This window comes from Rahnella sp. BCC 1045 (assembly GCF_019049615.1).
GTDB classification, from domain to species: domain Bacteria; phylum Pseudomonadota; class Gammaproteobacteria; order Enterobacterales; family Enterobacteriaceae; genus Rahnella; species Rahnella contaminans.
Genome location: NZ_JAFMOZ010000117.1, coordinates 1 through 24,042, shown reverse-complemented (window position 1 = coordinate 24,042; position 24,042 = coordinate 1). Strand labels below are relative to the sequence as shown.

Below are 24,042 nucleotides of genomic sequence, written 5' to 3'. Positions count from 1 at the left end.
TTTTTTTGGGAGCGAAAGAAAAATGTCAGTTGTCATTATCTGCGCCTCTGGCCCGTCGCTGAATGCTGCTGATTGTTCGCTGGTTGCCAGTTCAGGCTTGCCGGTCATCACTGTTAATTCAACATGGCAAGCGATACCGGATTGCACCTACATCTACGCCGGTGATTTGCGCTGGTGGGATATCAATATCCAGAACCTCCCACAAAAGCCTCAGCGCTGGTCGTGCAACAGTCGAGCTCATACCCGACATGGGGTAAACCTTTTCCCGACGGATACGGGCGATACCTTCAATTCCGGACAACGGGCGATTCTCTTTGCTCACTGGCTCGGCTTCAGAGACATCATCTTGCTGGGTTTCGATTGCTCAATTGCAAACGGTAGCCACTGGCACGGAGATCACACCAGCCTGGATAATCCGACGACAGATAATGTCACGCGATGGTTAGGAGAATTTGAACGGCTGGCGCATGAACTTCCAGGGTGCGTGAACATTATCAACAGCAGCCGCCAGACGACGCTTAAATTCTTTCGTCGTTTATCTCTTGAGGCTGCGTTACGTGAGGTCACATGTTGAATCCCCCAATTTTCATTGAGGGCATGCTGGGGATGGGTGACACCATTTATCAGCGAGCTTTCCTCAAAAATCTACCAGCGGGTACATACGTTAAAACGTCATGGCCTGAACTGTATGAAGACTTGCCAATAAAACCAGTTCGAAGCGATACCACGCTCAGGACTCAGCGCAAAAACGAGATGCAGAGCGAGGCGACTTTCTATCCGCCACCGTCACCGCGACAAACAAAGCGAATTTTCTACGGGCCGGCAGATCTGGCGCGTGGATCAATATTTGACGCCATGCGTAAACAGTTCGGGGTTGACCCCGCGTTACTGGATTTACCTTCATTCGGGTTGCCGCTATTTACGGCACAAAAGCCCATTGCTGTCATACGGCCAGCGACCGTTCGCTCTGAATGGCGCAGCGATTCCCGCAATCCAGACCCTGACTATCTTGTGCAGGCTTCACGCATTCTGCGTCAGAACTTCTTTGTGATCAGCGTGGCCGATCTGAAGGAGGGCGAAGAGTGGTTGGTGGGTGATGAACCTGAAGCCGACCTGAAACTGCACGTTGGTGAACTCGACATAAAAGAACTTATGCGTCTGGTTGAGCACGCCGCCGTTGTCGTTAGCCCAGTGGGGTGGGCTCTACCGGCGGCTATAGCTTACAAAACGCCTGTTTACGTTGTGGCTGGTGGACGTGGTGGGCATAACGCGCCAGAGATTGTCACCGATCCCGATATGGACTTGCGCTGCGTGGGTTGGGCTATCCCGGATAATTATTGCCGTTGTGAAGCGTGGGATCACCAATGCGACAGACGGATTTCTAACTTCGAATCAAAATTTGAGGCCTGGCTGAATGAAGTCGTTTTATCAAGAATTGAACAGCGGGCTGGTATTCCTTCCCGAGCTGGGGATCGGGCGTTACCCGGTATCTGAATCACGGCCATACGATGAGCAATACTTTTCTCGATATCAGAAAATGGCGGATACCGAAGCGGGGCATGCATTGACCCAAGCGAGAATTCAACTGGTGGAACGCCATTACCGTGGGCCCGTGCTTGATGTGGGCATCGGTGCTGGGCAGTTCGTGGCATCTCGTCCGGACACACAGGGATTCGATGTTAACCCGGCTGGCATTGCATGGCTCAACGAACGAGGAGCTTACGCAGAACTCTACGCGAATAAGTGGCTGGCGCTGACAATGTGGGATGTTCTGGAGCACATCGATGAGCCCGAACTGGCAGTGCAACAGGCGACGGGATTTGTTTTCGTTTCGATCCCTATCTTCACTGACGCCGGCGACATTATCCGTTCTCATCATTTCCGCAAAGACGAGCATATTTGGTACTTCACTGATGAAGGCATCAAAGGCTGGTTTGCAGAGCAGGGATTCAGCTGTTTGGAACAAAACACCATTGAGTGTGATTTAGGGCGCAAAGGCGTTGCTTCTTACGCTTTCCGCCGTACCGCTTTCTAAGCTCGCATTTTGCTGGCTTTTCACGTTTTAGAGCCCGGCCAATCAGTCACCTCAACCTCATGAAACCATGCGGTCGCGGCTCTATTCCCTATGACTACAGAAGCACAGCCCATTTAATTGGGAGGTGATCGGATGATTAAATCTATGCCCGACAAAATCGCATCAGTAATGAGCTATTGCGTGTCCGGGACACTTGTATGCGGAGGCGGTGTGTCACAGTGGATACATGACCTCGACTGGAACCAGGTTGCAGTAATAAGCGGTGTGGTAATCGGTATCGCTACCTTTCTGGTTAACGTTTATTACAAGAACCGGCAGACAAAGGCTTACGAAGCCGCTCTCAATCGTGGCTATCAAACCACACCACCGCAAGAGGACTGACATGGCTATCTCACCAGCACTACGCAAAAAGATTATTGGTGCGGTTGGTGGTGGTGCGCTGGCAATAGCCACGGTCATGATCCCACCTCTTGAGGGCGTTGAATACAAACCCTATCAGGATGTCGCCGGAGTCTGGACTGTTTGTTACGGACACACTGGCAGCGACATTATCCGCAACAAAACCTATACCGAAGCAGAGTGCAAAGTGATGCTGGATAAAGACCTGCAACCCTTTGCGCGTTCTGTTGATCGGTCAATAAAAGTACCAGCATCTGAATACCAGAAGGCCGCACTTATCACCTTCAGCTACAACGTTGGCATCAGCGCCTTTGAGAAGTCCACGCTGCTGAAAGACCTAAATTCCGGTCGGTACCAAAAAGCGTGTGATGGAATGCGTAACTGGGTATATGCCGGTGGAAAGAAATGGCAGGGGCTAATGAACAGGCGCGAAGTTGAGCGCGAAGTCTGCATGATGAGGTGAGCATGGTAAATAAGATCGCCGTTGCTCTAACCGCTTTGATACTGATGGTCATCGCCATCCTGATGTGGGCGGCATTCCACTACTACGGCAAGACCATCAGCCAGCAGTCAGAAATCTCAGTGGCTACCCAAGCCAAGAATCAGGCTGAGTTCATCACCAATTCTCAGGCCTTGTCTGTGAGCATCTTCAACACTATCGCAGGGGCAACCTTGAATGAGCAGCATGCGAACACATTGGACTCACAGGCAGCCCAGAATGACATCAAAGATGCTCTTACGGGCGATGCTTGCGCTCCTGTTGTTGTGCCTGCTCGCGCAAATGACCGGGTGCTCGACCGTTACAACTCAGTACGTAAAGGTACCGGTAACGCCAATACCAGCCAGCCTTCTCCAGTTATGCCAGCCATCACCACCACCAAGTGACCCGCTTACATATGGGGCATCAGTGCAGTGGAATGAATTGCTGCTAACTGACCTGCAAAACTGCAACGCCCAGCTTTCCGGCATTAAGCAAATCGAAGAGGCCAGACAGAAATGATTAAACGCTTTCTCACATGGCTCATCAGCATCTATTACAACGTAGAGATCAAACCTGCGGCTCAGGCCGGCACACAAACTCCAGAGGAAAGCACAATGTCCGAACCATTAGTAGATGCAAATGCAGAACCAGTTGCAGTCGTCGTACAGCCAGCACCCAATCCGGCAGCAGAAGTAAAAACAGGCGTAGCTGATTTCGACGCAGCACTGAGCTTCGTTGAAAGCGGTGTCGCTCAGTTAGGCGAAGCTGCAAAAGACGAGCTGAAAGAGTTGGCTAAAAAGTATTTATAAAGTTCTGCAAAAGGCATTCACAGAGTGCCTTTGACAGAATAAACACAATGAATCATCGGTGGTCGGTCACGGCGTCTCCGAGGATTATATTCATCTACCTAGCAGGAAATTCTAAATGATTCGCAAATTTGAAGGGTTACCCCAGCACGTTCAAGCTTCGGCACTGAGTGTTATTGAACAGCAATTTTCTAGCCTACGGATATTTGACGAACGTAATCAAGAGCATGCGAACACCATCGTTAAAGTAGTAAGGGCTGCTTATTTGAAACTTTATGAAGAAGAGTCTGAAGAAGCGGTGGCAGGTGGAGCATCAAAAAGCGGCGAGCTAAAAAACAACATCATGGTACATGGTGGCATTGTGAACGTTGGATGTCCTTAAGCGTGAGTGAGGCCTTGAATGTCCAGATTAAACGTTGAAATCATCCACCCTCAAAATGCAGATGTGAACAATATTTTAACCGCCATTGAGCGTAAATATGCCCATAAGCCAGCAACACCGGAAACCATTGCGGATATGGAGCGTGAAGCGGCCAGACTGATCCGCCGTCTAATCACAACGAAAGTGACATTCATTAAGTAGGAATCAAGGAGTCGAAATGACGCTGACAGATGAACAAAAGGCGCTTTTCGATGCCCTGACGAAACTACAGCAAAAGTTCGTTACTCAACTGCTCAATGGCAAGAACCAGACGGACGCCTACAAGGCTGCTGGCGGGAAGGCAAAGACAGACGAATCGGCCAGAGCATCGGCAAGCCAAATCTTAACTAATGTTAACGTGCAGGCCTTCCTGAAGTGTATTCAGTACGAAGCTGTCAACGAAGCCATCATGACGTACGAAGAAGCGATGGAGCGCCTCAGCGTAATGGGGCGCACGTCCATTGCTGACCTGGCGACGTTCGGTACTCAAGTTGTCGGTGAAGATGATGACGGAAATCCCGTTACTCAGTCCGTCTGGTCATTCAAAAATGCCAACGAATTGAAGCCCGAACAGATGGCGGCAATCTCTGAGCTAACTGCGGGGAAGGATGGGCTGAAGATAAAACTTCATGATCCGAAAGCAGCCATCAAACAGCTGGCAGAAATGCGCGGTTGGGAAGCACCGAAGAAAACCGAAATCAGCGGGCCTAATGGCGGTGCAATTCAAACAACCAATCTTACCGCTGACGAAGCCGCCGAAGCGTACCGCAAATTAATGGGTTAACAGTGCAAAATAGGCACTTCGAAGCATAAAAACTCTATGCATTTTGAGGTGCCTTTTATGCACTGTTTATGCAGTCTATTTTGTCCCGTTCACCCATGAAAACCCTGATAAATAAAGCTCTTGCCTGAATTCAGTGGTGAGTGCTCTTAGCGTGGGGCGGGTAACGTCCATTATGTTAAATAGCCCCCTTTTTCTCTCAATTATCCAGAGTAGCTTTCAATGCCTATTCCGTTCCCGTTCGACTTTAAAAACCCGGATTACAACCAGGTATTCGAGTGGCGAATGGAGAGGTTGAAACGTATCCGTGCGAACCCTGAAACATTACCAGCGCTGAGAGCCTTCTATCGGAGTAACCCGGCGCAATTCATTATCGATTGGGGTATGACTACTGACCCACGCAATCTTGACTTTGGTCTACCGGTGTCCATTCCGTTTCTGTTGTTCCCCAAACAGGAAGAGTGGATTCATTGGATAATGGACCGCCGCAAGAACATGGAAAACGGCATTACGGAAAAAAGCCGTGAAATGGGACTTAGTTGGACATCCATAGGTCTGGCCTGCACCTTATGCCTTTTCAATAAAGAGATGGTAATCGGCTTTGGTTCCCGTAAAGAAGAATACGTAGACAGCACAGGCAGCCCTAAGGCGCTGTTTTGGAAGGCGCGAAAATTCGTTGAAATGTTACCGTTAGAGTTTCGTGGAAGTTGGAGTGATAAAAAACACGCGCCTTATATGCGGGTAGAGTTTCCCGACAGCGGTTCAGTCATTACTGGAGAGGCCGGTGACAACATTGGGCGTGGCGACCGTACAACGATGTACTTTGTCGATGAATCGGCATTTCTACCTCGTCCAATGCTGATTGAGGCGTCCTTATCACAGACAACGCGTTGTCGCATTGACCTCAGTTCGGTTCACGGAATGTCGAACCCGTTCGCACAGAAGCGCCACGGCGGGAAAATTCCCGTGTTCACGTTCCATTGGCGCAGCGACCCGCGAAAGGATGACGAATGGTACCGAAAAGAGTGTGAAAAACTCGATAATCCGGTGGTTATTGCTCAGGAGCTTGATCTCAATTACAACGCATCTGCTGAAGGCGTTCTGATCCCTTCTGATTGGGTGCAAGCCGCCGTAGACGCTCACATCAAACTTGGCATTCAGCCAACAGGTAAACGTCAGGGCGCGATGGACGTTGCAGATGAAGGCAAAGACAAAAACGCCTTTTCCACTCGTCATGGTTTCCTGCTGGAGAACGTCAGGGAATGGTCCGGCGTCGGCAGCGACATTTACCAGTCAGTTGAGAAAGTGTTCGGTTACTGCGAAGAGGACCAGCTGGAAGAATTCCGGTTCGATGAGGACGGGCTTGGTGCAGGCGTGCGTGGTGATGCAAGAGCCATAAACGAACAACGTAAAGCTGCCCGGCGGCCTTTAATTATGGCTACACCATTTCGCGGTAGTGGCGGGGTATTCGATCCCGATGCTGAGGCGGTGCGCGGTGATAATGGACAGGCAGCACGCCTGAACAAAGATTTCTTTGCCCGGGCTAAACCTCAAAGTTGGTGGCACCTGCGCAAGTTATTTCAGAACACCTACCGCGCAGTCGTTGAAGGCATGCCTTACAACCCTGACGAAATTATCTCTATCAGCAGCAAGATGGAGAACAAAGACAAACTCATCATCGAACTCTCACAGTCAACCTACTCCATCAATGGTGTGGGGAAAATCGACGTGGACAAACAGCCAGACGGTACCAAGTCGCCGAACCTGGCTGATTCGGTGATGATCAACTACGCGCCAATGAATTCAGCCCTGAACATCTGGGAGCTGCTAGGGAGACAGGCCTGATGGCACGAAATAAGACAGCACCTAAGCGGACAGCGCAAGCCACGACAGACGGCTATGAAAACTTTGCTGCCCGCGTCGGTATGCAGACACCTAACCTGCACTCCGCATCGACGTATCGGGCCAACTTCACCAGCCGCAACCGCCTACTTATTGAATGGTCGTATCGCTCGTCATGGGTGATTGGTGAGGCTGTTGATGCCATTCCTGATGATATGACCCGGAAAGGTATCCGCATCACTTCTGAGATTGATGCGAAAGACCGCGGAATTATCGAATCACAGATGGATGAACTTCAGATCTGGGATGCTCTGAACGACACGCTTAAATGGTCACGGCTCTATGGTGGCGCGGTCGGCTTCATCATGATCGAAGGGCAGGCACCATTTACGCCGTTACGGTTGGAGACCATCGGTGAAGGCAAGTTTAAGGGCATTCTCCCGCTTGACCGCTGGATGATTAACCCAGTGCTTACCCGCCGCATTAAAGAGATGGGGCCTGATCTCGGGAAGCCTGAGTTTTACGACGTTGTGACGACAGGCACAGGCATTCCAGCGTGGCGAATTCATCACAGCCGGTTGATCCGATTCGATGGCGTGACGCTGCCATATCAGCAGAAAATGACCGAAAACGAATGGGGTATGTCTGTCATAGAACGCATCTGGGACAGGCTGACCGCGTTTGATAGTGCGACCGTGGGTGCCGCCCAATTAGTCTACAAAGCACATTTGCGCACCTACAGCGTTGATAAGCTTCGCGAGATAATCGCGATGGGTGGACCAGCATTCGAAGCCCTACTGAAGAACATCGACCTGATCCGCCAGTTCCAGAGCAATGAAGGCATGACGCTCATGGACTCAAAAGATAAGTTTGAAACGCACCAGTACAGCTTTAGCGGATTGGACGACATTATTTCTCAGTTCGCTGAGCAGATTAGCGGCGCAGTAGGAATCCCGCTGGTGAGGTTGTTCGGGCAGTCGCCGAAAGGTTTCTCTACTGGTGATGCTGACCTTGCCAACTATTACGATCGGGTGAATTCATTACAGGAACGCCGCTTGCGTCCACGCCTTCGCAGGATTCTGGACATCATGTACCGCTCAGAGCTGGGCAAGCCATTACCTGAAGATTTCACATTTGACTTCAATCCTCTCTGGCAGATGTCGGATGTTGACCGCTCGACGGTAGCAGTGAACACGACTACAGCCCTGAGTACTGCTCTGGCTGACGGACTGATGACACTGAAGGCCGCCATGACGGATCTGAGAGAAACCTCAGACGTTACTGGCATTGGCGCATCAATCACCGATGAGGATATTGAGAATGCGGAAGACACCCCGCCGCCAGGCATCGGCGAACTTAACAACAAATCACCGGAGTCGCCAAGCGGAGACCCGATATCGAACGAGCCTACGGCAGATAGCGCGAGCCGTGGGGGACATCGTAAATGGCCGCTACGATGGTTCAAATGATAGCGTCACTGAAATCATGGACGCGCTGGAGCGTTACAGTGAAATCATCACACCCTGGGCAACCAAGGTGGCGGAGAGTTTCACTATCGATGTAACGCGCCAGAATGAAAAACAGTGGCGGGATTACAGTAAGGCGATTGGCTCAGAGTTGCGAAACATGGTGGATAACGCCCCGATAGGGCAGGTTATGAAATCTATCGTTGCTGAGCAGATCAAATATATTAAGTCACTTCCACTCGAAGCGGCTGACCGTATCTATGACATTCAAAACAAAGCTATCGAAGCTGTAGTGTCTGGCGGCCGCGCTGAGCCATTTGCGAAAGAAATTGCTGCATCGGGTGACGTTGCCAAGTCCCGAGCTAATTTGATTGCCAGAACCGAAATAGGCCGCGCATCAACAGCGCTGACACAGGCAAGGGCGCTCTCGATTGGTTCGATTGGGTACATCTGGCGAACCGCTGATGACGGTGACGTACGTAAGTCACACGCCAAAATGGAAGGAGTATTTGTTCGTTGGGATAACCCACCTACGTTGGATGGTATGACCGGTCACGCTGGCGCACTGCCAAATTGCCGGTGCTACTGTGAGGTTATATTCCCTCACTCGAATGTTGCGGCTATCCGCACTGGAGAACAGCTGCGCACCCTTGACGGCATGAGAATACCAACGGCAAACGGGAAGTCGATCCGCGTAGCGGCATGATTGACAGGAAAATGAGTAAACACGCCAAAATAACGATTTGGCACCCAGTTCTGATTGAACCTCAATAGTCGTGAATTGTTGAAAAAATGTTATCGCCTGAAATTTGAATTTTTCAGTGAGTTGAGACCAGCTTTTGCCGTTCAGACGTGGTTATTTGAACGAGTGCCTATCTCGTAGGGCGCTAAATGACCCTTATGTTAAATAGGGCGTTATCGAGACAATTAATACTTTTCACCAGGCTGCCATCCGGCGGCCTTTTTTATGCCCGCGTTCCAGCAGGTGAACAATGAAATATTTCTTTGAAAGCCGATTAGGCGAGACCCGTTTTCTACTGGCCGACGGTTCGTTGTTATGTAAAGACGTACCGATAGCCAGAACGGGTAAGCAGCTATACAGCGCTCAGGACTTACCAAAATTAACGCCTGATGCAGCTGGTGAGATTGTCGTTAACCGATCACCTGAGCAGGTATTCCATCCGGCAACACTCGCTTCCTTTGAGGGGATGAGCGTAACCATTCTTCATCCAGAAGATGCCGAAGGAAACATTCAATTTGTAAACCCCACGAACTGGCGTGAGCTGGCAATGGGACACCTGCAAAACATTCGTCAGGGCACAGGTAACCAGGCTGATTTAGTTCTGGCTGACCTGATCGTCAAGGACGAATACGCCATTCAGCTTATTGAAGATGGATTACGGGAAGTGTCGTGCGGTTACGACGCAGAGTATGAACAAACCGAGCCTGGGAAAGCTGAACAGGTAGATATCACCGGAAATCATGTGGCTTTTGTCCCCAAAGGCAGAGCCGGTTTACGTTGCGCAATTGGAGATAAAGACACGATGGCAACAACTCAGAAACAAAGCTGGTGGACGCGGATGCAGCGTGCAATCAAAACCGGCGATTCGGACACCCTGAACGAACTGGCAGAGTCAGCGCCAGCATCTTTGACGGGTGAAAATTCAGACCTTCCACAGGGTGTGAATCTCAACATTAACCTGTCTCCGCAACAGCCCCTTCCGGATAAGGATCCAGAGCTGGGCGGTCTGAAGACCGGTGATGAAGATGCAGATGTTCCAGAATGGGCGAAAGCGATTCTGATGCGCCTGGATAAGCTGGAAGGGAAAACAACGGATTCGGATGATACTGGTAAGAACAAAGAGCTTACCGGTGATGAAGATGAAGATCTTACCACGATCACCGGCGACGCAGCCTACCGCGCTGACGTCATCATGCCAGGCATCGATCTGACCCGCAAAGTGAAGCCGACCGCATTCAAACGTGAAGTATTAGCCTCTGCGGATAAAGCACTGGTTCGCCAAATTGTCGGTGATGCAGATATTCGCAAACTGCCTAAACAGTCTGTTGAGATGGCATTTGCTGCCGTTTCTGAACTTGCTAAAGGCCGCAATACCCGCACCCAAACCGGTGATGCACAACGCCAGATCGGCACACCAAGCATCTCCGATATCAACAAAGCTAACGCCGATTTCTGGGCTAACCGCAAAGGATAATTAACGATGACAGCATACCTCTTACGGATGCCAGTAGGCATTGCCGGGGCTATTTCACGCCCTCAGGATTTAACCACTGAGCCTGTGATCCTTAAATCCGCCAGCGCCTTTGTAGCTTATGGTCTTGCGGGTAAATACGACACTGACGGTTATTTCGTGCCACTGACCGACGGCGATACTGCCGACAAGATTAAAGGCTTTTACGTGCGTCCTTACCCGACTACATCAACCCCGGACATGGTTCGACAGGTGGGTTCTGACAAGAACTTTCCGGGCGATGCACTGAAACGCGGATATATGACGGTGAGTCTCGGCTCCAGCTTCGATGCCAGCACCATCAAAAAAGGTGCACCGGTATATGTGGTCGTCTCTCTCGATTCGACCATTAACGTGCCGCTGGGTGGCTTCATGTCCACTTCAGTAAGTGGCAAAAACGTGGTGCTGCAAAACGCAGAGTTCACCGGCGCTGGCGATGCACAAGGCAACGCTGAAATCTCCTGGAAGATTTAAGGAAAAAACGAATGATTACTTTTGATCAGGCAACTGTAGACGGTTCAGGTGCCTTTCTAATTGGCGAGTTGGAACGTCTTGACCAGACACTCAATTTGCCATTAGTTGGGTACACGTGGAGCCGAGACATCCAGTTACGTGAAGACGTCTCTATCGCAGATACCATTTCAAGCTGGACAAACACTTCATTTGCCGCGGCTGGTACAGGCGCTAATCCAAATGGCAAGAACTGGATTGGTCAGGACTCTACCGCTATTGCAGGCGTGAATGTCGATATTAACAAAAGCGGCAATCCTGTAAATCTCTGGGGTATGGAACTGGGCTGGACTGTTATTGAGCTGAAGGCCGCTCAACAGGTTGGTCGCCCAATCGACACCCAAAAATATGACGGCATGTCCCTCAAATGGAACATGGACACCGATGAGCAGGTATATGTCGGTGATACGTCTCTGGGACTGAGCGGTTTAGTCAATATGCCCGGTGTTGCACTGAATAACGCAGCCAAAACATGGGCTGTATCTACCCCGGATGAAATCCGCCAGAGCATCAACTCCGTACTGGACGCAGCTTGGGCGGCATCCGGTTATTCGGTTGTTCCGCAAGATCTGTTGATCCCACCAGAACAATTCTCTCTGCTGGCGAGCACTATCGTTTCTTCTGCAGGTAATCAGTCATTGCTGACTTATTTGCAGACCAACACCATTACTTATCACCAAAACGGTATTCCCCTGAATATCCGTGCGGTTAAGTGGCTTAAAGGCCGTGGTGTTGGTGCAAAAGACCGCATGGTTGCTTACACCAATGATAAAAAATACGTCCGCTTCCCACTGGTGCCGCTGCAAAGCATTCCTGTGCAGTATCGCGGTATTTATCAGATTGTGACGTATTACGGCAAACTCGGTGCGGTAGAGCCGGTCTACAAAGAAACCCTGTCCTACGTGGACGGCATCTGATAACCAGAACGGCCCCGCAAGGGGCCTAAAGGATTTAGTAAAATGGCAGCTAAAGAAAAACTGGTTTCAATCCACGTTCACACACCCTTCAAACTGACTCTGAGTGACACCACCGTCCAAGAGTTTGGCAAAGGGCGTCACACTGTGCCTGAAACGGTTGCATCACACTGGTTTACTCAGGCGCACTCCGAACTGGGTGAGGGCAGCGTAAATGAATCGACTGACCAGCAGGAACTTATCGACAGCCTGCAATCGCAGATCTCCGATAAAGATACGCTGATTGCCGATCTTAAAGCGGGTCTGACCCAGCTGCAGGAACAAAACGACAGTCTGCAATCGCAATTGACCGCAGCGAGAGCCGGCGGTAATGGGGCCAGCGATGCCAAAGAATCAAAGCCTTCCAACGGTAAGTGATTTCCGCCGCGATTTCCCCCAGTTCTCCGACCCCACTAAATATCCTGATACACAAGTCCAGTTTCGTTTGAACCTGGCCGATGTGCTGTTGAGTGAAAACACCACCGGAAAAGAACTTTTCCCGTATTTCGCTGAGCTGTTCGTTGCCCACTATATGACGCTGTGGGCTGCGGATAGTCGGGCCATGCTCGTCGGTGGGCCAGGGGGATCGACTAATGGGGTCCAGTCTTCTAAGTCAGTGGATAAGGTCAGTGTCAGTTATGACACCGGCGCGACGCTTAACCCTGATGCAGGCTTCTGGAATAACACCCGATACGGTGCTGAGTTTTACCAGCTGATAACGATGTTTGGCGCCGGAGGACGGCAGTTATGAAAAGCGGCGTTACTGTCCGGGCTGACAACACGCAGGCCATCTTTGATGCACTTCGGGAGATCAGCAAAAAAGAAGTGCTGGTTGGCATTCCTGAAGAAGACAGCCAGCGTGATGATATTCCGTTTGGTAATGCCGGGATCGGCTACGTCAACGATAAGGGCTCACCTGCAAAAAACATTCCTGCACGTCCTCATCTGGAGCCCGGCGTTAAATCCGTAGAAGCCCAGACTATTCCGCTGTTGAAAGCTGCCGTGCTGGCCGCTATCGACGGGAATATGTCTGGCGCTGAACGCGCGCTGAATCAGGCTGGCACTGTGGCTGCCAATGGCGTCAAGCGCTACATGACGATCACCGGCTTTACGCCTCTTGCAGAAAGTACGCTTAGAGCACGGGCGGCACGTGGGCGCAAGGGAGCAGCCAAAGAACTTGCAAGGCGTGCAGCCGGAAACCTTCCTGACAACGCGAATGCCAGACCGCTGATTGACACCGGCCAATACCGGCGCGCGATCACTTCTGTGGTGAGGAATAAAAATGCCAAATCTTGATGTGACGGACGTTCTGTTTGATCCAGACCTTTGTGACTTCAATCTCTGGGTGACAAGGCGGGAACAGACGGTTGACGATGACGGTATTGGGCAAGATGGTGCGGTGAAAACTCAGTTCGCTGGGGTTGTCACCGTTGACCGTTCGCTCGAAAGCCGACGGATGCAGTCGGGTCAGGTTATCAGCGGGGCAATCCTGATTGTGACCACTGAGAGGCTGACGCAGGGCCAGACGGGGCGAGATGCGGACATTGTGACGTATCAGAATCGTGATTATCGCGTCACCTTTGTTGATCCGTACACCGCTTACGGTGCCGGTTTTGTTCAGGCTCACTGTGAACTCCTTCCGTTTGATGGAGGTATCCCCATTGAGTAATAACACTAGCACCGAAGCGGGATGGCTAACGCCCACTAGCGGTGATCCTGCCTATGACGAAGCACTCGACAGGCTGCTGAGTCAGTGGATGCGCAATGTCTCAGGGTTACCCGCGAAAATGGTTATGCCGCGCTGGCAGAAAGACCAGCCTGCACTTCCATCAGTGGATACCAACTGGTGCGCATTTGGGGTCACTGGTTGGCCGATTGATAACAGCCCAGCGTTTACCAACCAGACGGATGAGGGCGCTCAACTTTGGCGGCATGAGACATTCGAATGCCTGGCGTCGTTCTATGGTCCGGCCGGTATGGCGTATGCATCTCGATTTCGCGATGGCATTTCCATTCCTCAGAACAACTCGGAACTCAATACGCTTGGCCTCTCGCTTGGCGATTGTACAGGGTTGATCCCCTTCCCCGAGCTCATCAATCAGCAGTGGGTTCGTCGTTACGACATGACGGTGCGCCTGCGCCGCAAGATCATCCGTGAATACGGTATCAAATCGCTGGTGGAAGCACCGGTCACCTATTTTGGAGAATAAATTATGACGCAGGGCTTACCTGTATCCAACGTTGTAAACGTTGATGTGATCATGTCGCCTACGGCGGCTACTGGTCGAAATTTCGGTTCGTTGCTGATCCTCGGTTCGTCTACGGTTATCCCTGTGTCAGAACGTATTCGCCTGTACGCGGCTATTGAAGACATTGGTGACGACTTCGGCGTTGACAGTCCGGAATACGAAGCGGGGCTGGTGTTCTTCAGCCAGTCACCTAAACCGACGCAGGTCTATATCGGGCGCTGGGCTAAAACGCTGACCTCGGCCGAGGTTGGCCCGGCCGAAACTGTAGAAGCAGCGGTGAACGCCTGCCTGCAATATACCAATTGGTATGGGTTGGTGGTCGCTGATGACGTTGCCTCTGGTACAGATGTACTGAATGCTGATGACGTCATTAATGTGGCGAAAGTTATCGAAGCCTCCAGTCTCAGTCGCGTCTTTGGCGTGACTTCCGCTACACCTGGCATCGTTGACAGCACTTCGACAACAGATGTTGCTTCCATGCTTAAAGCAGGGAAATACGCACGCACTTTTATCCAGTATTCAACGAGCAGCGCGTACGCGGCTGTCTCAGCTTTTGGGCGTGCCTTTACTGTCAACTTTAACGGCAGTAACACCACCATCACTCTGAAGTTTAAACAAGAGCCGACCATTACCTACGAAACCCTGACGGTTGGGCAGGCTGCCGCGGTCGATGCCAAAAAAGCTAACGTTTTCGTTTATTACGCGAACGATACGGCAATTTTGCAGCAGGGCGTGATGGCAAACGGTGACTTCTTTGACGAGCGTCACGGCTTGGACTGGTTGCAAAACTACGTTCAAACCAATTTATACAACCTGCTCTATACCAGCACGACTAAGGTTTCACAAACCGATGCTGGTGCGACTCGTCTGCTTGCCAACGTTGAACAATCTATGGACCAGTCTGTTACCAACGGCCTGGTAGCGCCCGGGGTGTGGAACGGTGGACCTATTGGTCAGTTGTCGCCGGGCGATACGCTTACCAAGGGGTATTACGTTTACGCTCAGCCGCTGGCGCAACAGGCACAGTCTGACCGAGAGGCTCGCAAAGCCCCTGTTATTCAGGTGGCCTGTAAGTTGGCCGGCGCTATTCATTATGCTGATGTTCAGATTAACGTGGTTCGCTAAGGAGCGATAAATGTCGACTTATTCTTTTATTGATGTAACCGCGTCGCTCAGCGGCCCAACCGGTGTTATCGATCTCGGACAAGGTTCAGCCAACTCCGAAGAAGGTATCACCCAGACAATGGGCGGTAGCAAAAATACCATGACCGTGGGTGCCGACGGCGAAGTGATGCACAGCCTGCACGCTGACAAGTCTGGCAGCATTACGGTAACACTTCTCAAAACTTCCCCGGTGAACAAAAAGCTTTCTCTGGCATATAACGCACAGAGTCAGTCCTCAGCAACATGGGGTAATAACGTGATCGTTATTCGTAACTCAGCATCCGGTGATATTTCTACAGCGCGTTCGTGTGCATTCCAGAAACAGCCGGACTTCAACAATGCAAAAGAAGGCGGAACGGTTGCCTGGGTGTTCGATTGCGGCAAGATTGACCAACTTCTCGGGGAGTTCTAACCAATGGAATTTGAAATTAAGGGTATTCAGTATCGCGTTGCAAAACTCAGCGTTTTCGAGCAGCTGAAAGTTTCACGCAAACTATTGCCTGTCATGGCTGGCATGGTGTCAGATTTTCGCAATGTACAGACCAAGATCAGCGAAAAAGACACCGAAGGTGCGATGAGCGCCATCCTGCCAAAAATAGCGGATGCGGTTTCTGCCATGAGTGATGACGACGTGAACGCCATTCTGTTTCCATGCCTCGCCGTGGTATCTCGTCAGCACATGAAATCATGGGTGTCAGTCTGCCCACAGGGGGGAATGGCTTTCGATGATATTGACCTCCTGACCATGCTGCAATTGGTGGCCCGGGTGGTGGCTGACTCTTTGGGAAATTTTTTGCAAGGACTCCCTACCAGCGAGACGCTCACCCCGCCAGCGGAATAACGTTCAATACTCTGCCGGGCGGTGAGGATTCAATACTTCGCCCGGTACTGGCTTTCGGCATTTCTCAGAAAGATCTCGACAGCGGCGCGGTAGACCTTTGCCGCATTGCCTTACTGAACGACTACCTCGACATGCGTGAGGACAACGAATCCCGTGTAGATAAATGGAGAGCCGCTAATGAGCGATAATGCAGACACGATAAAGGATTTTCTGATATCGCTTGGGTTCGATATCGATCAGGCTGGCGCCATTAAATTCGACACCGTTTTGAAGAGCGTCACAGCGAATGTATTGAAAGTTGGCGCGGTGGTGGAAGGAACCGCACTGGCCGTCGTTGGCTTTACTTCGCAAATCGCTAATGGCCTGGATAAAGTCTACTGGGCATCCCAGCGCACTGGTGCCAGTGTGCAAGGCATTAAAGCACTGGGTTACGCCGCATCTCAAACGGGTGCGAGTGCTGAATCTGCCATGTCCTCACTCGAAGGGCTGGCGAGCTTCATGCGCAACAGTCCGGGTGCGGAAGGTTTCCTGAACCGCCTGGGCGTTCAGACTCGTGACGTCAGCGGAAAAATGCGTGATACGGCATCCATATTTACGGGTGTCGGCCAAAAGCTCAACAGCATGTCGTACTATCGCGCCAGACAGTATGCACAGACGTTGGGCATTGATGAAAATACGTTGATGGCAATACGTCGTGGGCTTGGGCAATTCAGCTCCGATTATGCGCTGACCGCTAAAAAAATTGGCTTCAATGCCGAGGTGGCGGCGAAGCAATCCAATACCTTCATGACCTCAATGCGAGGCCTTACTGCCACGCTCGGTCAGGCGAGGGATAAAATCGGGTCTAACCTTGCAGGTGGTCTGGCCGGCAGCATTGATTCTTTACGGAAACAGTTGTTGGATAACTGGCCCAAAATTGAAGCCGTATTGATGAAGGTGATCAAGGGCATTCTTTTTGCTGGCGATGCCATTACTCGTGTTTTATGGCGCACCGGTCAGGCCGTCGGAGACGTTATAAGCTGGTTTAAAAAACTGGATCCAGTAACGCAACAACTCATCATGCTGTTTGGCGGGCTGCTAGTGGCTTGGCGCTTAATGAATACGGCATTCCTTTCTTCTCCGATTGGCATGATTACCTCCCTGATATTAGCTATCGGGTTGCTGTGGGATGATTATCAGACATGGAAAGAAAGTGGCAAAAGCCTGATTGACTGGGGCAAGTGGAAGCCAGAAATAGATGCTGCCCTCAAAGCAATGGATCAGCTTAAAACGTCCATCAAAAACATCGGGCTTGAAGTAGCAAAACTCCTCAACATCAATCTGAGCAACTGGACGCTAAAAGGTGACATCGAGAACCTGACGAAGCAATTCGGCGAGTTCGGCAAAATGATGTCGATGATTGGCGACCTTGTTAATGCCTTGAAAGATGGGAATTGGAAGCAAGCCTACAGTATCGGTAAAAAATTGATGGCTCAGGGGCAGGATCAGCCTGATGCACTGCCAACGGTAACGGATGGAGCCAACAAAAGTGCCGATTGGGTTAAGGATAATCTGGGCTTTGACCCGCGAAGCGTCGGCCGGTGGTTTATGGGTGAAAGTGACGACCCAGAGCAGCACGCTCAGTCAGCTAATTCCCCTCGGGGTATTCGCAATAACAATCCCGGGAATATCGATTATCGTGGTCAGGCTGGCGCTGAGCTTGAGAGGCCGGGGGGACGCTTCGCCAAATTCAGTTCTGCGTATGACGGTCTCAAGGCTATGGCAAACCAACTGATGCGTTACTTTGAGGGAAAAACAACGGGTAAGCGGCTCCAGACGTTGAATGACATCATATCTACCTGGGCTCCTGGTAACGAGAATAATACGGGCGCTTATATTGCACAGTTGTCAAAGTCACTGGGCGTGGCACCCAATGCAGTCTTAAATCTCAAAGACCCCCAAATAATGTCATCCCTCATGAACGGAATTATTCATCATGAGAACGGGCGGAATCCTTATCCCGGTGAGCTTGTGCGTGCGGCTGTTGGCGGCGGCACATCCAGAAGTATTCAGCAAGAGACAACCATTAACATTCATGGCGTTTCTGACCCTCGCGAAGCCGCAAGGCTCACCGTTGATCATCAGAAAGGCGTCAACTCACAGCTAACTCAACAACTACCGATGGTGCCGGGCTAATGGACATTCTCTCAGCAATTTTTCGCCAGCAATCACGGCGTATTGGTTTGCTTATACCCAGCGTGGTTGAGTCAGAAAAACACTCGGATACCCTCGAGATAACCGAGCACCCTGTTGAAAAGCCAACCACTACCAGCGCGTCGGGTTTTGTAGCCGATCATGCCTATAAGCGTCCCAGTGAGGTCACGATGGAGTGTGGCTTTGCTGGCGGCGGTTCCCTTCTGGATTTTGTGGATACATCCTCTATCGGCCTGAAACTTGGTTTGAGCCCTCAGGAGACCTATCAGGAGTTACTGAATCTGCAAGCCTCACGCGTACCGTTCGACGTGGTAACGGGGAAACGAACCTACATAAACATGCTGGTCCGCGCCATTGAAGTCATGACCGACAAAACCAGCGAGAACGTACTCAAATGCACGCTGACGCTGCGTGAAGTCATCATGACTCAGACCCAGACCGTATCAGTCGCCGATAAGTCGGAAATGCAGGATGGTGTCAGCACCTCTGCGGTACAGAACACTGGTAACAAGTCTTTGACGCCGCCTAATGAGTCATTGCTCAGTAAATTAGGCAGTGGGATCACGTCATCCTTTGGGGGATAGCATGCAGGTAAATGAAATACCGTTATCGCCAGATAACCAGCAATTCCGGATTCTGCTTGGCGATACGACTTACACGCTGAGAATTATTTGGCGTGATGCCGCCGGCTGGATCATGGATGTTCAGGACAGCGGAGGAGTCGCTTTACTGACCGGCGTGCCGTTAGTTACCGGTGCCAATTTACTGGAACAATATCCTCAACTGGGCATCAATGGGGCGCTGGTGGTTGTCACTGATAACGGCGCACCGGATGACCCGACCAAAACCAATCTCGGCACTTCAAGCCATCTCGCCTTTGTACAGGAATAAACATGTCTATTAACTGGATGCGCCATTTCGAACTGCAGCTTTTAGACCAGAACGGTCAGGGCGTTTCTCTGTCCGATTTTAAAGTTACGTTTCATATTCAGTGGGCAGACACGAAGTGGCCGCGCGTGGCCGAGGTGAAGATTTATAACCTGTCGACCGACACCACGAACAAAATACTCGGGCAGGAGTTTTCTAAAATCCGGATCATCGCCGGGTATGACGGAATTGCGCCAGCCGTTGATGCCAGTCAACTCGGCGTCGCTCAGGATATTCAAAGTGATCAGATTGGGCAGTCCAACGGTCAGAACTTTGGTTTGATATTCGATGGTGATATTCGCTTTACGGTGACCGGGAAGGATAACATCACGGACTCATGGGTACTCATTCAGGCCATTGGTGACCATGAAGCCTTTTTGTTTGCACGAACCAAAACCACATTAGCCGCCGGCTACACGGTGGCAGACCTGCACCAGGTTACCATGCAGGGTTTCAATGCGTTTGGCGTTACTCAAGGGATCACTGGTGACATGCCGACAACCGTTTTTCCCCGCGGTCGGGTGCTCTATAACGCTTCGCGTAACGTGATGGACAATATCGCAAAGCAATGCAATGCGACGTGGCAGCTGGTGGATGGTCAGGTTCAGATGGTGCCGGAGGATAAATACATCCATGAGGCTATTGTCCTGAATGCGGACACGGGCTTGATCGGTATGCCTCAGCAGACTATGGGGGCCGGAGTAAACGTGCGCTGCCTTATTAATCCGAATATCCGCATTAACGGTCTCGTTCAATTGGATCAGGCATCGGTATATCGCACCGCACTCGGCACCGGTGAGATAGCGCAATCACCTGGTCGGATTTCTGAAACGGATGATAACGGCAACCGTGTGCTGACTGGCACAACATCACAGGCAGCCAGTATTGCAACAGATGGCGTTTATATCGTCAAAGCTATCGACTATACTGGCGACACCAGAGGTCAGGCGTGGTACATGGATTTGATGTGCTTTGCGCGTGGCGCTCGTGACCTAGTCAGTCAGACGGCTATACAGAAAACCAATTATTGAGGTGTTGAACGTGAAGCCTATTTTCAGGATTGTCCTTGTTGCTGCTACGCTGGTTTCTTTTCAGGCATTGGCTGATTCGCAGTGTGGTGATTTTAAAGTTCACTGGGCAAATGACGGGTTAGCACGAATTAATGGCGCGAAGCCAGAATCACAAAAAATAACTTTTCTGAAAGCTAAAGATGACTACAACAATGTCAAAATTGAGTGGCGCATGGCTACCGATCAACCTGGTCGATGGGTTGGAATGGAGTTTATTGGGCGTGACGGCAAAGCCACTCTCAACGCTCAATGGCTACAGGCCAGCATGAACGCACCGCGGCAGTACGCCACTTACGACTGCGTGAAAGTTAAGTAAACGAAAAACAACCAAATTCAAAGAAGAAACCCGCCTTGTGCGGGTTTTTTTATGGAGTTTTTATGCCAATTCCTACTCAGTCCCAAATCGGCGGTGAGCAGCAGACCGCTCAGGCAATAGCCGACTCCATATCTAACCAGATCCGTGTAGCGATGCCTGGCATTATTCAGTCGTTTGACCCAGTAACGGTGACCTGCAGTGTCTTGCCGGCCATAAAGGGAAGCGACGCGTCTACTACTGGAACTGAATCTGCAGACCTTCCTCTGCTCGTTGATGTACCGGTAGTGTTCCCGCGCGGCGGCGGGGTAACTTTGACGTTCCCGGTTAAAACCGGTGATGAATGTCTGTTGATTTTCTCCGATCGTTGCATTGACTTCTGGTGGCAGAGCGGCGGTGTCCAGGAGCCGGTAGACACACGCCAGCATGATTTATCAGACGGGTTCGCTATTGTCGGGCCTCAGTCACAGGCGAAGAAAATTAGCGGGATCAGTGCCAATTCAGCACAAATGCGAAGTGATGATGGTTCAACCTATTTCGAACTGAACCCGACTACGCAGACGATCAATATCGTAGCTCCAGGTGGTTTTAACGTCACAGCACCTCTATCTACCTTCTCGGCGGCTGTCACTGTAAAAGGGCTACTGACATGGATGGGGGGCATGGTTGGTAGTATCGCTTCAGGCACAGCTGCCACGATCACAGGTGCTATTAAATTCATTGGTACTCTGTCATCCAACGGTAAGGACATCAGCGACCAGCATACGCACAGTGGTGTGCAAACCGGTAGCGGTAATTCTGGCAAGGTGAACTGATATGCGATATCGACGCGAAGATTCCGGAGGTGATTACACCTTCGGTCGTGGTGATGACACCTGGCTGCTAAATACCCCAGAATGTGTTGCTCAGGCTGTAAAAACACGCTTCGAACTTTGGCGGGGGCAATGGTTCCTCGATGTTACTGAAGGAACACCCTATGTTCAGTCAGTACTCGGAAAGCAGCGATCCGACGTTTATATCCTTGCCGTTCGGGAACGTATACAAACCACCCCAGGGGTGAGCAAAATTATCTCTTTCGATACGAATAACGATGGCGCCACCCGCCGCGTAACCTTCACCGCCACTATCGATACCATCTACGGCGAGACAACTGTCACAAGTGAGGCATAAATGGCTTTGAACCTCGATACGCTGGGGTTATCGGCAACGGTAACTGCTCAGGGGATTAGCGCGCCTGATTACCAAACGATCCTCACCAGGTTAACCGGCTACTTTCAGCAGATTTACGGTACTGATGCCTATTTAGATCCGGACAGTAAAGATGGGCAGATGGTCGCTCTCTATGCACTGGGAATTCACGACGCTAACAATACGGCCATTGCCGTCTATAACGGCCAGTCTCCGGCTACCGGTATCGGTAATGGGCTGTCCAGCAACGTGAAAATAAATGGGATTTACCGCGACCCGGCGAACAACTCAACGGTTGATCTGCTAATCACCGGCACTATCGGTCTGGAAATCACAAACGGTTCAGCCAGAGACGCTAACAGCATCATCTGGAATTTACCTGCTTCAGTGGTGATCGGAACTGACGGCACTGCTTTGGTTACTGCGACCTGTGCCACAGCTGGCGCTGTCGCCGCGCTGGCGGGAACTGTCACCGGCATTAATACGCCAACGCGCGGATGGATATCGGTCACAAACCCGAATGCGGCCACCGTTGGCTCAGCTGCTGAAACTGACGCGGCGCTGCGTATCCGGCAGGCGCAAAGTGTGGCGCTGTCGTCGGTGACGCCGTTCGATGCTCTGGATGGTGCTATCGCCAATATCCCAGGGGTTACGCGCCATAAACTTTATGAGAACGACACGGGCGCTGTGGATGCCAACGGCTTGCCTCCACATTCGATTACAGCTGTGATTGACGGCGGTGATGCGACAGAAATTGCGACAACTATACAGCTGAAAAAAGGGCAGGGTGTTACTCCGAATGGCACCACGCAAATTACCGTGGCTGATAAATACGGGAATCCTCACGTAATTGGTTTTAACCGACCAGTTCCAGTGCCAATTTACATCGCTATTTCTCTTCAGGCATTTACGGGGTACACCTCGCAAATCGGAGCTGATATCAAAACAGCCATCGCCGTATATATAAATGCTCTGACAATCGGCGATGACGTTCTTTTAAGCCGGGTTTATTCACCGGCAAATCTCGGGGTAGTGAGCGGTGGGGAAAGCCGATTTTACGACATCACCAGCTTGCAGATTGGCAAAAGCGCCGGGACGGTTGCAGCCGCGAATATCACAATCGGTTACAGCGAATCTGCTACATGTGATGTGAGTAACATCAATATAACGGTGACGGCATGAGTAAATATACTGACCTCATCACCAATTACCACAGCCAGAAACCTCTCTTCGTTGATCATATCGATCTGATAACGCGTCCGCTGTCTGACGTTGCTGACGCGATGACTGCGCTCATTACTGAATTTGATATCGATGAAGCAATCGGCGTGCAATTGGACATCCTCGGTAAGTGGATTGGCAGAACGCGAGTCGTTAGCCAACCGATATCTGGCATTTATTTTTCATTTGACACGGATGGTTTGGGATTCGATCAGGGTGTATGGCAGGGGCCGTATGATCCTGACGCTGGATTTACGAACTTGAGCGATGAAACTTACCGCATCGTCCTTAAAGCAAAAATCGCAATCAATCGCTGGGATGGTACGAATGAGTCATTGCCGGGAATTTTAGAAACCGCGTTGGCTGGTTCTGGTTTGGCGATGCAGATCATCGACAACCAGGACATGACAATTTCTATCTGGGTTTTTGCAGCATCAGGAATCGATACTGTATCTCTGGAATTACTTGCTGCAATAAGACAAGGATATTTAACAGTAAAAGCAGCTGGAGTTTATTCCGGCGAAATTCTTACTCCATCGGTTGGGGCTGAGTTCTTTGGTTTCGATCTGGAAAATGACTATATCGCCGGATTTGATGAAGGCGCATGGGGGATTTATTTATAATGTCTACAAATAACTTTAAGCCTTTTGCAATTGGTGGAGGTGCAAATGTTACTGCCCAATCTGATTATGAAGCATTGGCTGCATTAACCTCAGGATTTAGTTCTGGGAAAGCATCCTCTGCGCAAATTAACAAAGCAATTAGACAAGCCACGGTAATGGCCTATGTTTTGGCACAATATATATCTGATAGCGCATCAGTAGATGTTCTAGATAATGGCAATCCAACACAGATTCTGTCTAACTTGAAGGCGGGGTTATTGTCATCTTCACCGGGGAGATTACTTTCTCCACCAAAATCATTTACAGC

At 50.8% G+C, this 24,042-nt stretch carries 34 protein-coding genes and 1 pseudogene; all 35 read left to right on the top strand.

Annotated elements, in window-relative coordinates; translation table 11 throughout:
* Positions 1-22: 22 nt before the first annotated feature.
* Positions 23-574: a hypothetical protein gene (locus J1782_RS08580; RefSeq protein ID WP_217152934.1), complete on the top strand. Its 552-nt coding sequence runs from the start codon at positions 23-25 to the stop codon at positions 572-574.
* The gene (locus J1782_RS08575; protein WP_217152933.1) at positions 568-1,494 is read left to right on the top strand and encodes a hypothetical protein; all 927 of its coding nucleotides are present in this window, start codon (positions 568-570) and stop codon (positions 1,492-1,494) included. Before J1782_RS08580 ends, J1782_RS08575 begins: the two co-directional genes overlap by 7 nt.
* On the top strand, positions 1,415-2,035 hold the full coding sequence (locus J1782_RS08570) for a class I SAM-dependent methyltransferase (RefSeq protein WP_217152932.1): 621 nt from the start codon (positions 1,415-1,417) through the stop codon (positions 2,033-2,035). The genes J1782_RS08575 and J1782_RS08570 overlap by 80 nt, the downstream gene beginning before the upstream one ends.
* A 132-nt stretch (positions 2,036-2,167) precedes the next feature.
* On the top strand, positions 2,168-2,416 hold the full coding sequence (locus J1782_RS08565; protein WP_217152931.1) for a phage holin: 249 nt from the start codon (positions 2,168-2,170) through the stop codon (positions 2,414-2,416).
* Position 2,417: 1 nt separating this feature from the next.
* Entirely contained in the window at positions 2,418-2,897 is a 480-nt protein-coding gene (locus tag J1782_RS08560) for a lysozyme (RefSeq protein WP_254303003.1), read from the top strand.
* Positions 2,898-2,899: 2 nt separating this feature from the next.
* Positions 2,900-3,319, top strand: coding sequence for a hypothetical protein (locus tag J1782_RS26360; RefSeq protein WP_254303002.1), 420 nt, complete (start codon positions 2,900-2,902; stop codon positions 3,317-3,319).
* A 111-nt stretch (positions 3,320-3,430) separates the two neighbouring features.
* The gene (locus J1782_RS08550; protein ID WP_217152929.1) at positions 3,431-3,724 is read left to right on the top strand and encodes a hypothetical protein; all 294 of its coding nucleotides are present in this window, start codon (positions 3,431-3,433) and stop codon (positions 3,722-3,724) included.
* 115 nt (positions 3,725-3,839) lie between these two features.
* Entirely contained in the window at positions 3,840-4,103 is a 264-nt protein-coding gene (locus J1782_RS08545) for a hypothetical protein (protein WP_217152928.1), read from the top strand.
* Positions 4,104-4,121: 18 nt separating this feature from the next.
* Positions 4,122-4,304, top strand: coding sequence for a hypothetical protein (locus tag J1782_RS08540; RefSeq protein ID WP_217152927.1), 183 nt, complete (start codon positions 4,122-4,124; stop codon positions 4,302-4,304).
* A 16-nt stretch (positions 4,305-4,320) separates the two neighbouring features.
* Positions 4,321-4,926, top strand: a complete 606-nt coding sequence (locus J1782_RS08535) for a terminase small subunit (RefSeq protein WP_217152926.1) — start codon at positions 4,321-4,323, stop codon at positions 4,924-4,926.
* Positions 4,927-5,145: 219 nt separating this feature from the next.
* Complete coding sequence (locus tag J1782_RS08530; protein ID WP_217152925.1) at positions 5,146-6,768, top strand: TerL protein; 1,623 nt, start codon at positions 5,146-5,148, stop codon at positions 6,766-6,768.
* A complete protein-coding gene (locus J1782_RS08525) occupies positions 6,768-8,234 on the top strand; it encodes a DUF1073 domain-containing protein (protein ID WP_217152924.1) in 1,467 nt (488 codons plus the stop codon). Before J1782_RS08530 ends, J1782_RS08525 begins: the two co-directional genes overlap by 1 nt.
* Positions 8,194-8,937 (top strand): phage minor head protein, encoded by a 744-nt coding sequence (locus tag J1782_RS08520; protein ID WP_371819754.1) that lies wholly within the window; start codon positions 8,194-8,196, stop codon positions 8,935-8,937. Before J1782_RS08525 ends, J1782_RS08520 begins: the two co-directional genes overlap by 41 nt.
* A 286-nt stretch (positions 8,938-9,223) precedes the next feature.
* Positions 9,224-10,447, top strand: a complete 1,224-nt coding sequence (locus J1782_RS08515) for a DUF2213 domain-containing protein (protein ID WP_217152923.1) — start codon at positions 9,224-9,226, stop codon at positions 10,445-10,447.
* Between the two features lie 6 nt (positions 10,448-10,453).
* A complete protein-coding gene (locus J1782_RS08510) occupies positions 10,454-10,957 on the top strand; it encodes a hypothetical protein (protein WP_217152922.1) in 504 nt (167 codons plus the stop codon).
* Between the two features lie 11 nt (positions 10,958-10,968).
* Positions 10,969-11,910, top strand: coding sequence for a DUF2184 domain-containing protein (locus J1782_RS08505; RefSeq protein WP_217152921.1), 942 nt, complete (start codon positions 10,969-10,971; stop codon positions 11,908-11,910).
* A gap of 42 nt (positions 11,911-11,952) precedes the next feature.
* The gene (locus J1782_RS08500) at positions 11,953-12,324 is read left to right on the top strand and encodes a hypothetical protein (protein WP_217152920.1); all 372 of its coding nucleotides are present in this window, start codon (positions 11,953-11,955) and stop codon (positions 12,322-12,324) included.
* The gene (locus J1782_RS08495) at positions 12,290-12,697 is read left to right on the top strand and encodes a DUF4054 domain-containing protein (RefSeq protein ID WP_217152919.1); all 408 of its coding nucleotides are present in this window, start codon (positions 12,290-12,292) and stop codon (positions 12,695-12,697) included. The genes J1782_RS08500 and J1782_RS08495 overlap by 35 nt, the downstream gene beginning before the upstream one ends.
* Positions 12,694-13,242: a hypothetical protein gene (locus J1782_RS08490; protein ID WP_217152918.1), complete on the top strand. Its 549-nt coding sequence runs from the start codon at positions 12,694-12,696 to the stop codon at positions 13,240-13,242. Before J1782_RS08495 ends, J1782_RS08490 begins: the two co-directional genes overlap by 4 nt.
* Positions 13,229-13,615 carry a head-tail adaptor gene (locus J1782_RS08485; RefSeq protein ID WP_217152917.1) on the top strand — a complete coding sequence of 129 codons (387 nt, stop codon included), beginning with the start codon at positions 13,229-13,231 and terminating at the stop codon, positions 13,613-13,615. The genes J1782_RS08490 and J1782_RS08485 overlap by 14 nt, the downstream gene beginning before the upstream one ends.
* Complete coding sequence (locus J1782_RS08480) at positions 13,608-14,156, top strand: hypothetical protein (protein WP_371819753.1); 549 nt, start codon at positions 13,608-13,610, stop codon at positions 14,154-14,156. Before J1782_RS08485 ends, J1782_RS08480 begins: the two co-directional genes overlap by 8 nt.
* Positions 14,157-14,159: 3 nt before the next feature.
* Positions 14,160-15,320 carry a DUF3383 family protein gene (locus J1782_RS08475; protein WP_217152916.1) on the top strand — a complete coding sequence of 387 codons (1,161 nt, stop codon included), beginning with the start codon at positions 14,160-14,162 and terminating at the stop codon, positions 15,318-15,320.
* 10 nt (positions 15,321-15,330) lie between these two features.
* On the top strand, positions 15,331-15,771 hold the full coding sequence (locus J1782_RS08470) for a DUF3277 family protein (RefSeq protein WP_217152915.1): 441 nt from the start codon (positions 15,331-15,333) through the stop codon (positions 15,769-15,771).
* A gap of 3 nt (positions 15,772-15,774) precedes the next feature.
* Positions 15,775-16,200, top strand: coding sequence for a phage tail assembly chaperone (locus J1782_RS08465; RefSeq protein WP_217152914.1), 426 nt, complete (start codon positions 15,775-15,777; stop codon positions 16,198-16,200).
* Positions 16,197-16,388 (top strand): lytic transglycosylase, encoded by a 192-nt coding sequence (locus tag J1782_RS26355; RefSeq protein ID WP_371819756.1) that lies wholly within the window; start codon positions 16,197-16,199, stop codon positions 16,386-16,388. Before J1782_RS08465 ends, J1782_RS26355 begins: the two co-directional genes overlap by 4 nt.
* Positions 16,378-18,375 (top strand): hypothetical protein, encoded by a 1,998-nt coding sequence (locus tag J1782_RS08460; RefSeq protein ID WP_217152913.1) that lies wholly within the window; start codon positions 16,378-16,380, stop codon positions 18,373-18,375. The genes J1782_RS26355 and J1782_RS08460 overlap by 11 nt, the downstream gene beginning before the upstream one ends.
* On the top strand, positions 18,375-18,977 hold the full coding sequence (locus J1782_RS08455) for a phage baseplate protein (RefSeq protein ID WP_217152912.1): 603 nt from the start codon (positions 18,375-18,377) through the stop codon (positions 18,975-18,977). Before J1782_RS08460 ends, J1782_RS08455 begins: the two co-directional genes overlap by 1 nt.
* A 1-nt stretch (position 18,978) precedes the next feature.
* Positions 18,979-19,284, top strand: coding sequence for a hypothetical protein (locus J1782_RS08450; RefSeq protein ID WP_217152911.1), 306 nt, complete (start codon positions 18,979-18,981; stop codon positions 19,282-19,284).
* Positions 19,285-19,286: 2 nt separating this feature from the next.
* Positions 19,287-20,351 carry a hypothetical protein gene (locus tag J1782_RS08445; RefSeq protein WP_217152910.1) on the top strand — a complete coding sequence of 355 codons (1,065 nt, stop codon included), beginning with the start codon at positions 19,287-19,289 and terminating at the stop codon, positions 20,349-20,351.
* A 19-nt stretch (positions 20,352-20,370) separates the two neighbouring features.
* Entirely contained in the window at positions 20,371-20,706 is a 336-nt protein-coding gene (locus J1782_RS08440; protein WP_217152964.1) for a hypothetical protein, read from the top strand.
* A gap of 62 nt (positions 20,707-20,768) precedes the next feature.
* Entirely contained in the window at positions 20,769-21,518 is a 750-nt protein-coding gene (locus tag J1782_RS08435) for a Gp138 family membrane-puncturing spike protein (RefSeq protein ID WP_217152909.1), read from the top strand.
* Between the two features lies 1 nt (position 21,519).
* Positions 21,520-21,873: a hypothetical protein gene (locus J1782_RS08430; protein WP_217152908.1), complete on the top strand. Its 354-nt coding sequence runs from the start codon at positions 21,520-21,522 to the stop codon at positions 21,871-21,873.
* Positions 21,874-23,073, top strand: coding sequence for a baseplate J/gp47 family protein (locus J1782_RS08425; RefSeq protein ID WP_217152907.1), 1,200 nt, complete (start codon positions 21,874-21,876; stop codon positions 23,071-23,073).
* Positions 23,070-23,735 carry a DUF2612 domain-containing protein gene (locus tag J1782_RS08420; RefSeq protein ID WP_217152906.1) on the top strand — a complete coding sequence of 222 codons (666 nt, stop codon included), beginning with the start codon at positions 23,070-23,072 and terminating at the stop codon, positions 23,733-23,735. The genes J1782_RS08425 and J1782_RS08420 overlap by 4 nt, the downstream gene beginning before the upstream one ends.
* A pseudogene (locus J1782_RS08415) lies at positions 23,735-24,042 on the top strand (hypothetical protein); the annotation flags it as partial. The gene J1782_RS08420 and the pseudogene J1782_RS08415, both read left to right, overlap by 1 nt.

Coding starts and splice junctions, on each gene's coding strand:
- J1782_RS08580 (WP_217152934.1), top strand. CDS start 23: ATGTCAGTTGTCATTATCTGCGCCTCTGGCCCGTCGCTGAATGCTGCT.
- J1782_RS08575 (WP_217152933.1), top strand. CDS start 568: ATGTTGAATCCCCCAATTTTCATTGAGGGCATGCTGGGGATGGGTGAC.
- J1782_RS08570 (WP_217152932.1), top strand. CDS start 1,415: ATGAAGTCGTTTTATCAAGAATTGAACAGCGGGCTGGTATTCCTTCCC.
- J1782_RS08565 (WP_217152931.1), top strand. CDS start 2,168: ATGATTAAATCTATGCCCGACAAAATCGCATCAGTAATGAGCTATTGC.
- J1782_RS08560 (WP_254303003.1), top strand. CDS start 2,418: ATGGCTATCTCACCAGCACTACGCAAAAAGATTATTGGTGCGGTTGGT.
- J1782_RS26360 (WP_254303002.1), top strand. CDS start 2,900: ATGGTAAATAAGATCGCCGTTGCTCTAACCGCTTTGATACTGATGGTC.
- J1782_RS08550 (WP_217152929.1), top strand. CDS start 3,431: ATGATTAAACGCTTTCTCACATGGCTCATCAGCATCTATTACAACGTA.
- J1782_RS08545 (WP_217152928.1), top strand. CDS start 3,840: ATGATTCGCAAATTTGAAGGGTTACCCCAGCACGTTCAAGCTTCGGCA.
- J1782_RS08540 (WP_217152927.1), top strand. CDS start 4,122: ATGTCCAGATTAAACGTTGAAATCATCCACCCTCAAAATGCAGATGTG.
- J1782_RS08535 (WP_217152926.1), top strand. CDS start 4,321: ATGACGCTGACAGATGAACAAAAGGCGCTTTTCGATGCCCTGACGAAA.
- J1782_RS08530 (WP_217152925.1), top strand. CDS start 5,146: ATGCCTATTCCGTTCCCGTTCGACTTTAAAAACCCGGATTACAACCAG.
- J1782_RS08525 (WP_217152924.1), top strand. CDS start 6,768: ATGGCACGAAATAAGACAGCACCTAAGCGGACAGCGCAAGCCACGACA.
- J1782_RS08515 (WP_217152923.1), top strand. CDS start 9,224: ATGAAATATTTCTTTGAAAGCCGATTAGGCGAGACCCGTTTTCTACTG.
- J1782_RS08510 (WP_217152922.1), top strand. CDS start 10,454: ATGACAGCATACCTCTTACGGATGCCAGTAGGCATTGCCGGGGCTATT.
- J1782_RS08505 (WP_217152921.1), top strand. CDS start 10,969: ATGATTACTTTTGATCAGGCAACTGTAGACGGTTCAGGTGCCTTTCTA.
- J1782_RS08500 (WP_217152920.1), top strand. CDS start 11,953: ATGGCAGCTAAAGAAAAACTGGTTTCAATCCACGTTCACACACCCTTC.
- J1782_RS08495 (WP_217152919.1), top strand. CDS start 12,290: ATGCCAAAGAATCAAAGCCTTCCAACGGTAAGTGATTTCCGCCGCGAT.
- J1782_RS08490 (WP_217152918.1), top strand. CDS start 12,694: ATGAAAAGCGGCGTTACTGTCCGGGCTGACAACACGCAGGCCATCTTT.
- J1782_RS08485 (WP_217152917.1), top strand. CDS start 13,229: ATGCCAAATCTTGATGTGACGGACGTTCTGTTTGATCCAGACCTTTGT.
- J1782_RS08475 (WP_217152916.1), top strand. CDS start 14,160: ATGACGCAGGGCTTACCTGTATCCAACGTTGTAAACGTTGATGTGATC.
- J1782_RS08470 (WP_217152915.1), top strand. CDS start 15,331: ATGTCGACTTATTCTTTTATTGATGTAACCGCGTCGCTCAGCGGCCCA.
- J1782_RS08465 (WP_217152914.1), top strand. CDS start 15,775: ATGGAATTTGAAATTAAGGGTATTCAGTATCGCGTTGCAAAACTCAGC.
- J1782_RS08460 (WP_217152913.1), top strand. CDS start 16,378: ATGAGCGATAATGCAGACACGATAAAGGATTTTCTGATATCGCTTGGG.
- J1782_RS08455 (WP_217152912.1), top strand. CDS start 18,375: ATGGACATTCTCTCAGCAATTTTTCGCCAGCAATCACGGCGTATTGGT.
- J1782_RS08450 (WP_217152911.1), top strand. CDS start 18,979: ATGCAGGTAAATGAAATACCGTTATCGCCAGATAACCAGCAATTCCGG.
- J1782_RS08445 (WP_217152910.1), top strand. CDS start 19,287: ATGTCTATTAACTGGATGCGCCATTTCGAACTGCAGCTTTTAGACCAG.
- J1782_RS08435 (WP_217152909.1), top strand. CDS start 20,769: ATGCCAATTCCTACTCAGTCCCAAATCGGCGGTGAGCAGCAGACCGCT.
- J1782_RS08430 (WP_217152908.1), top strand. CDS start 21,520: ATGCGATATCGACGCGAAGATTCCGGAGGTGATTACACCTTCGGTCGT.
- J1782_RS08425 (WP_217152907.1), top strand. CDS start 21,874: ATGGCTTTGAACCTCGATACGCTGGGGTTATCGGCAACGGTAACTGCT.
- J1782_RS08420 (WP_217152906.1), top strand. CDS start 23,070: ATGAGTAAATATACTGACCTCATCACCAATTACCACAGCCAGAAACCT.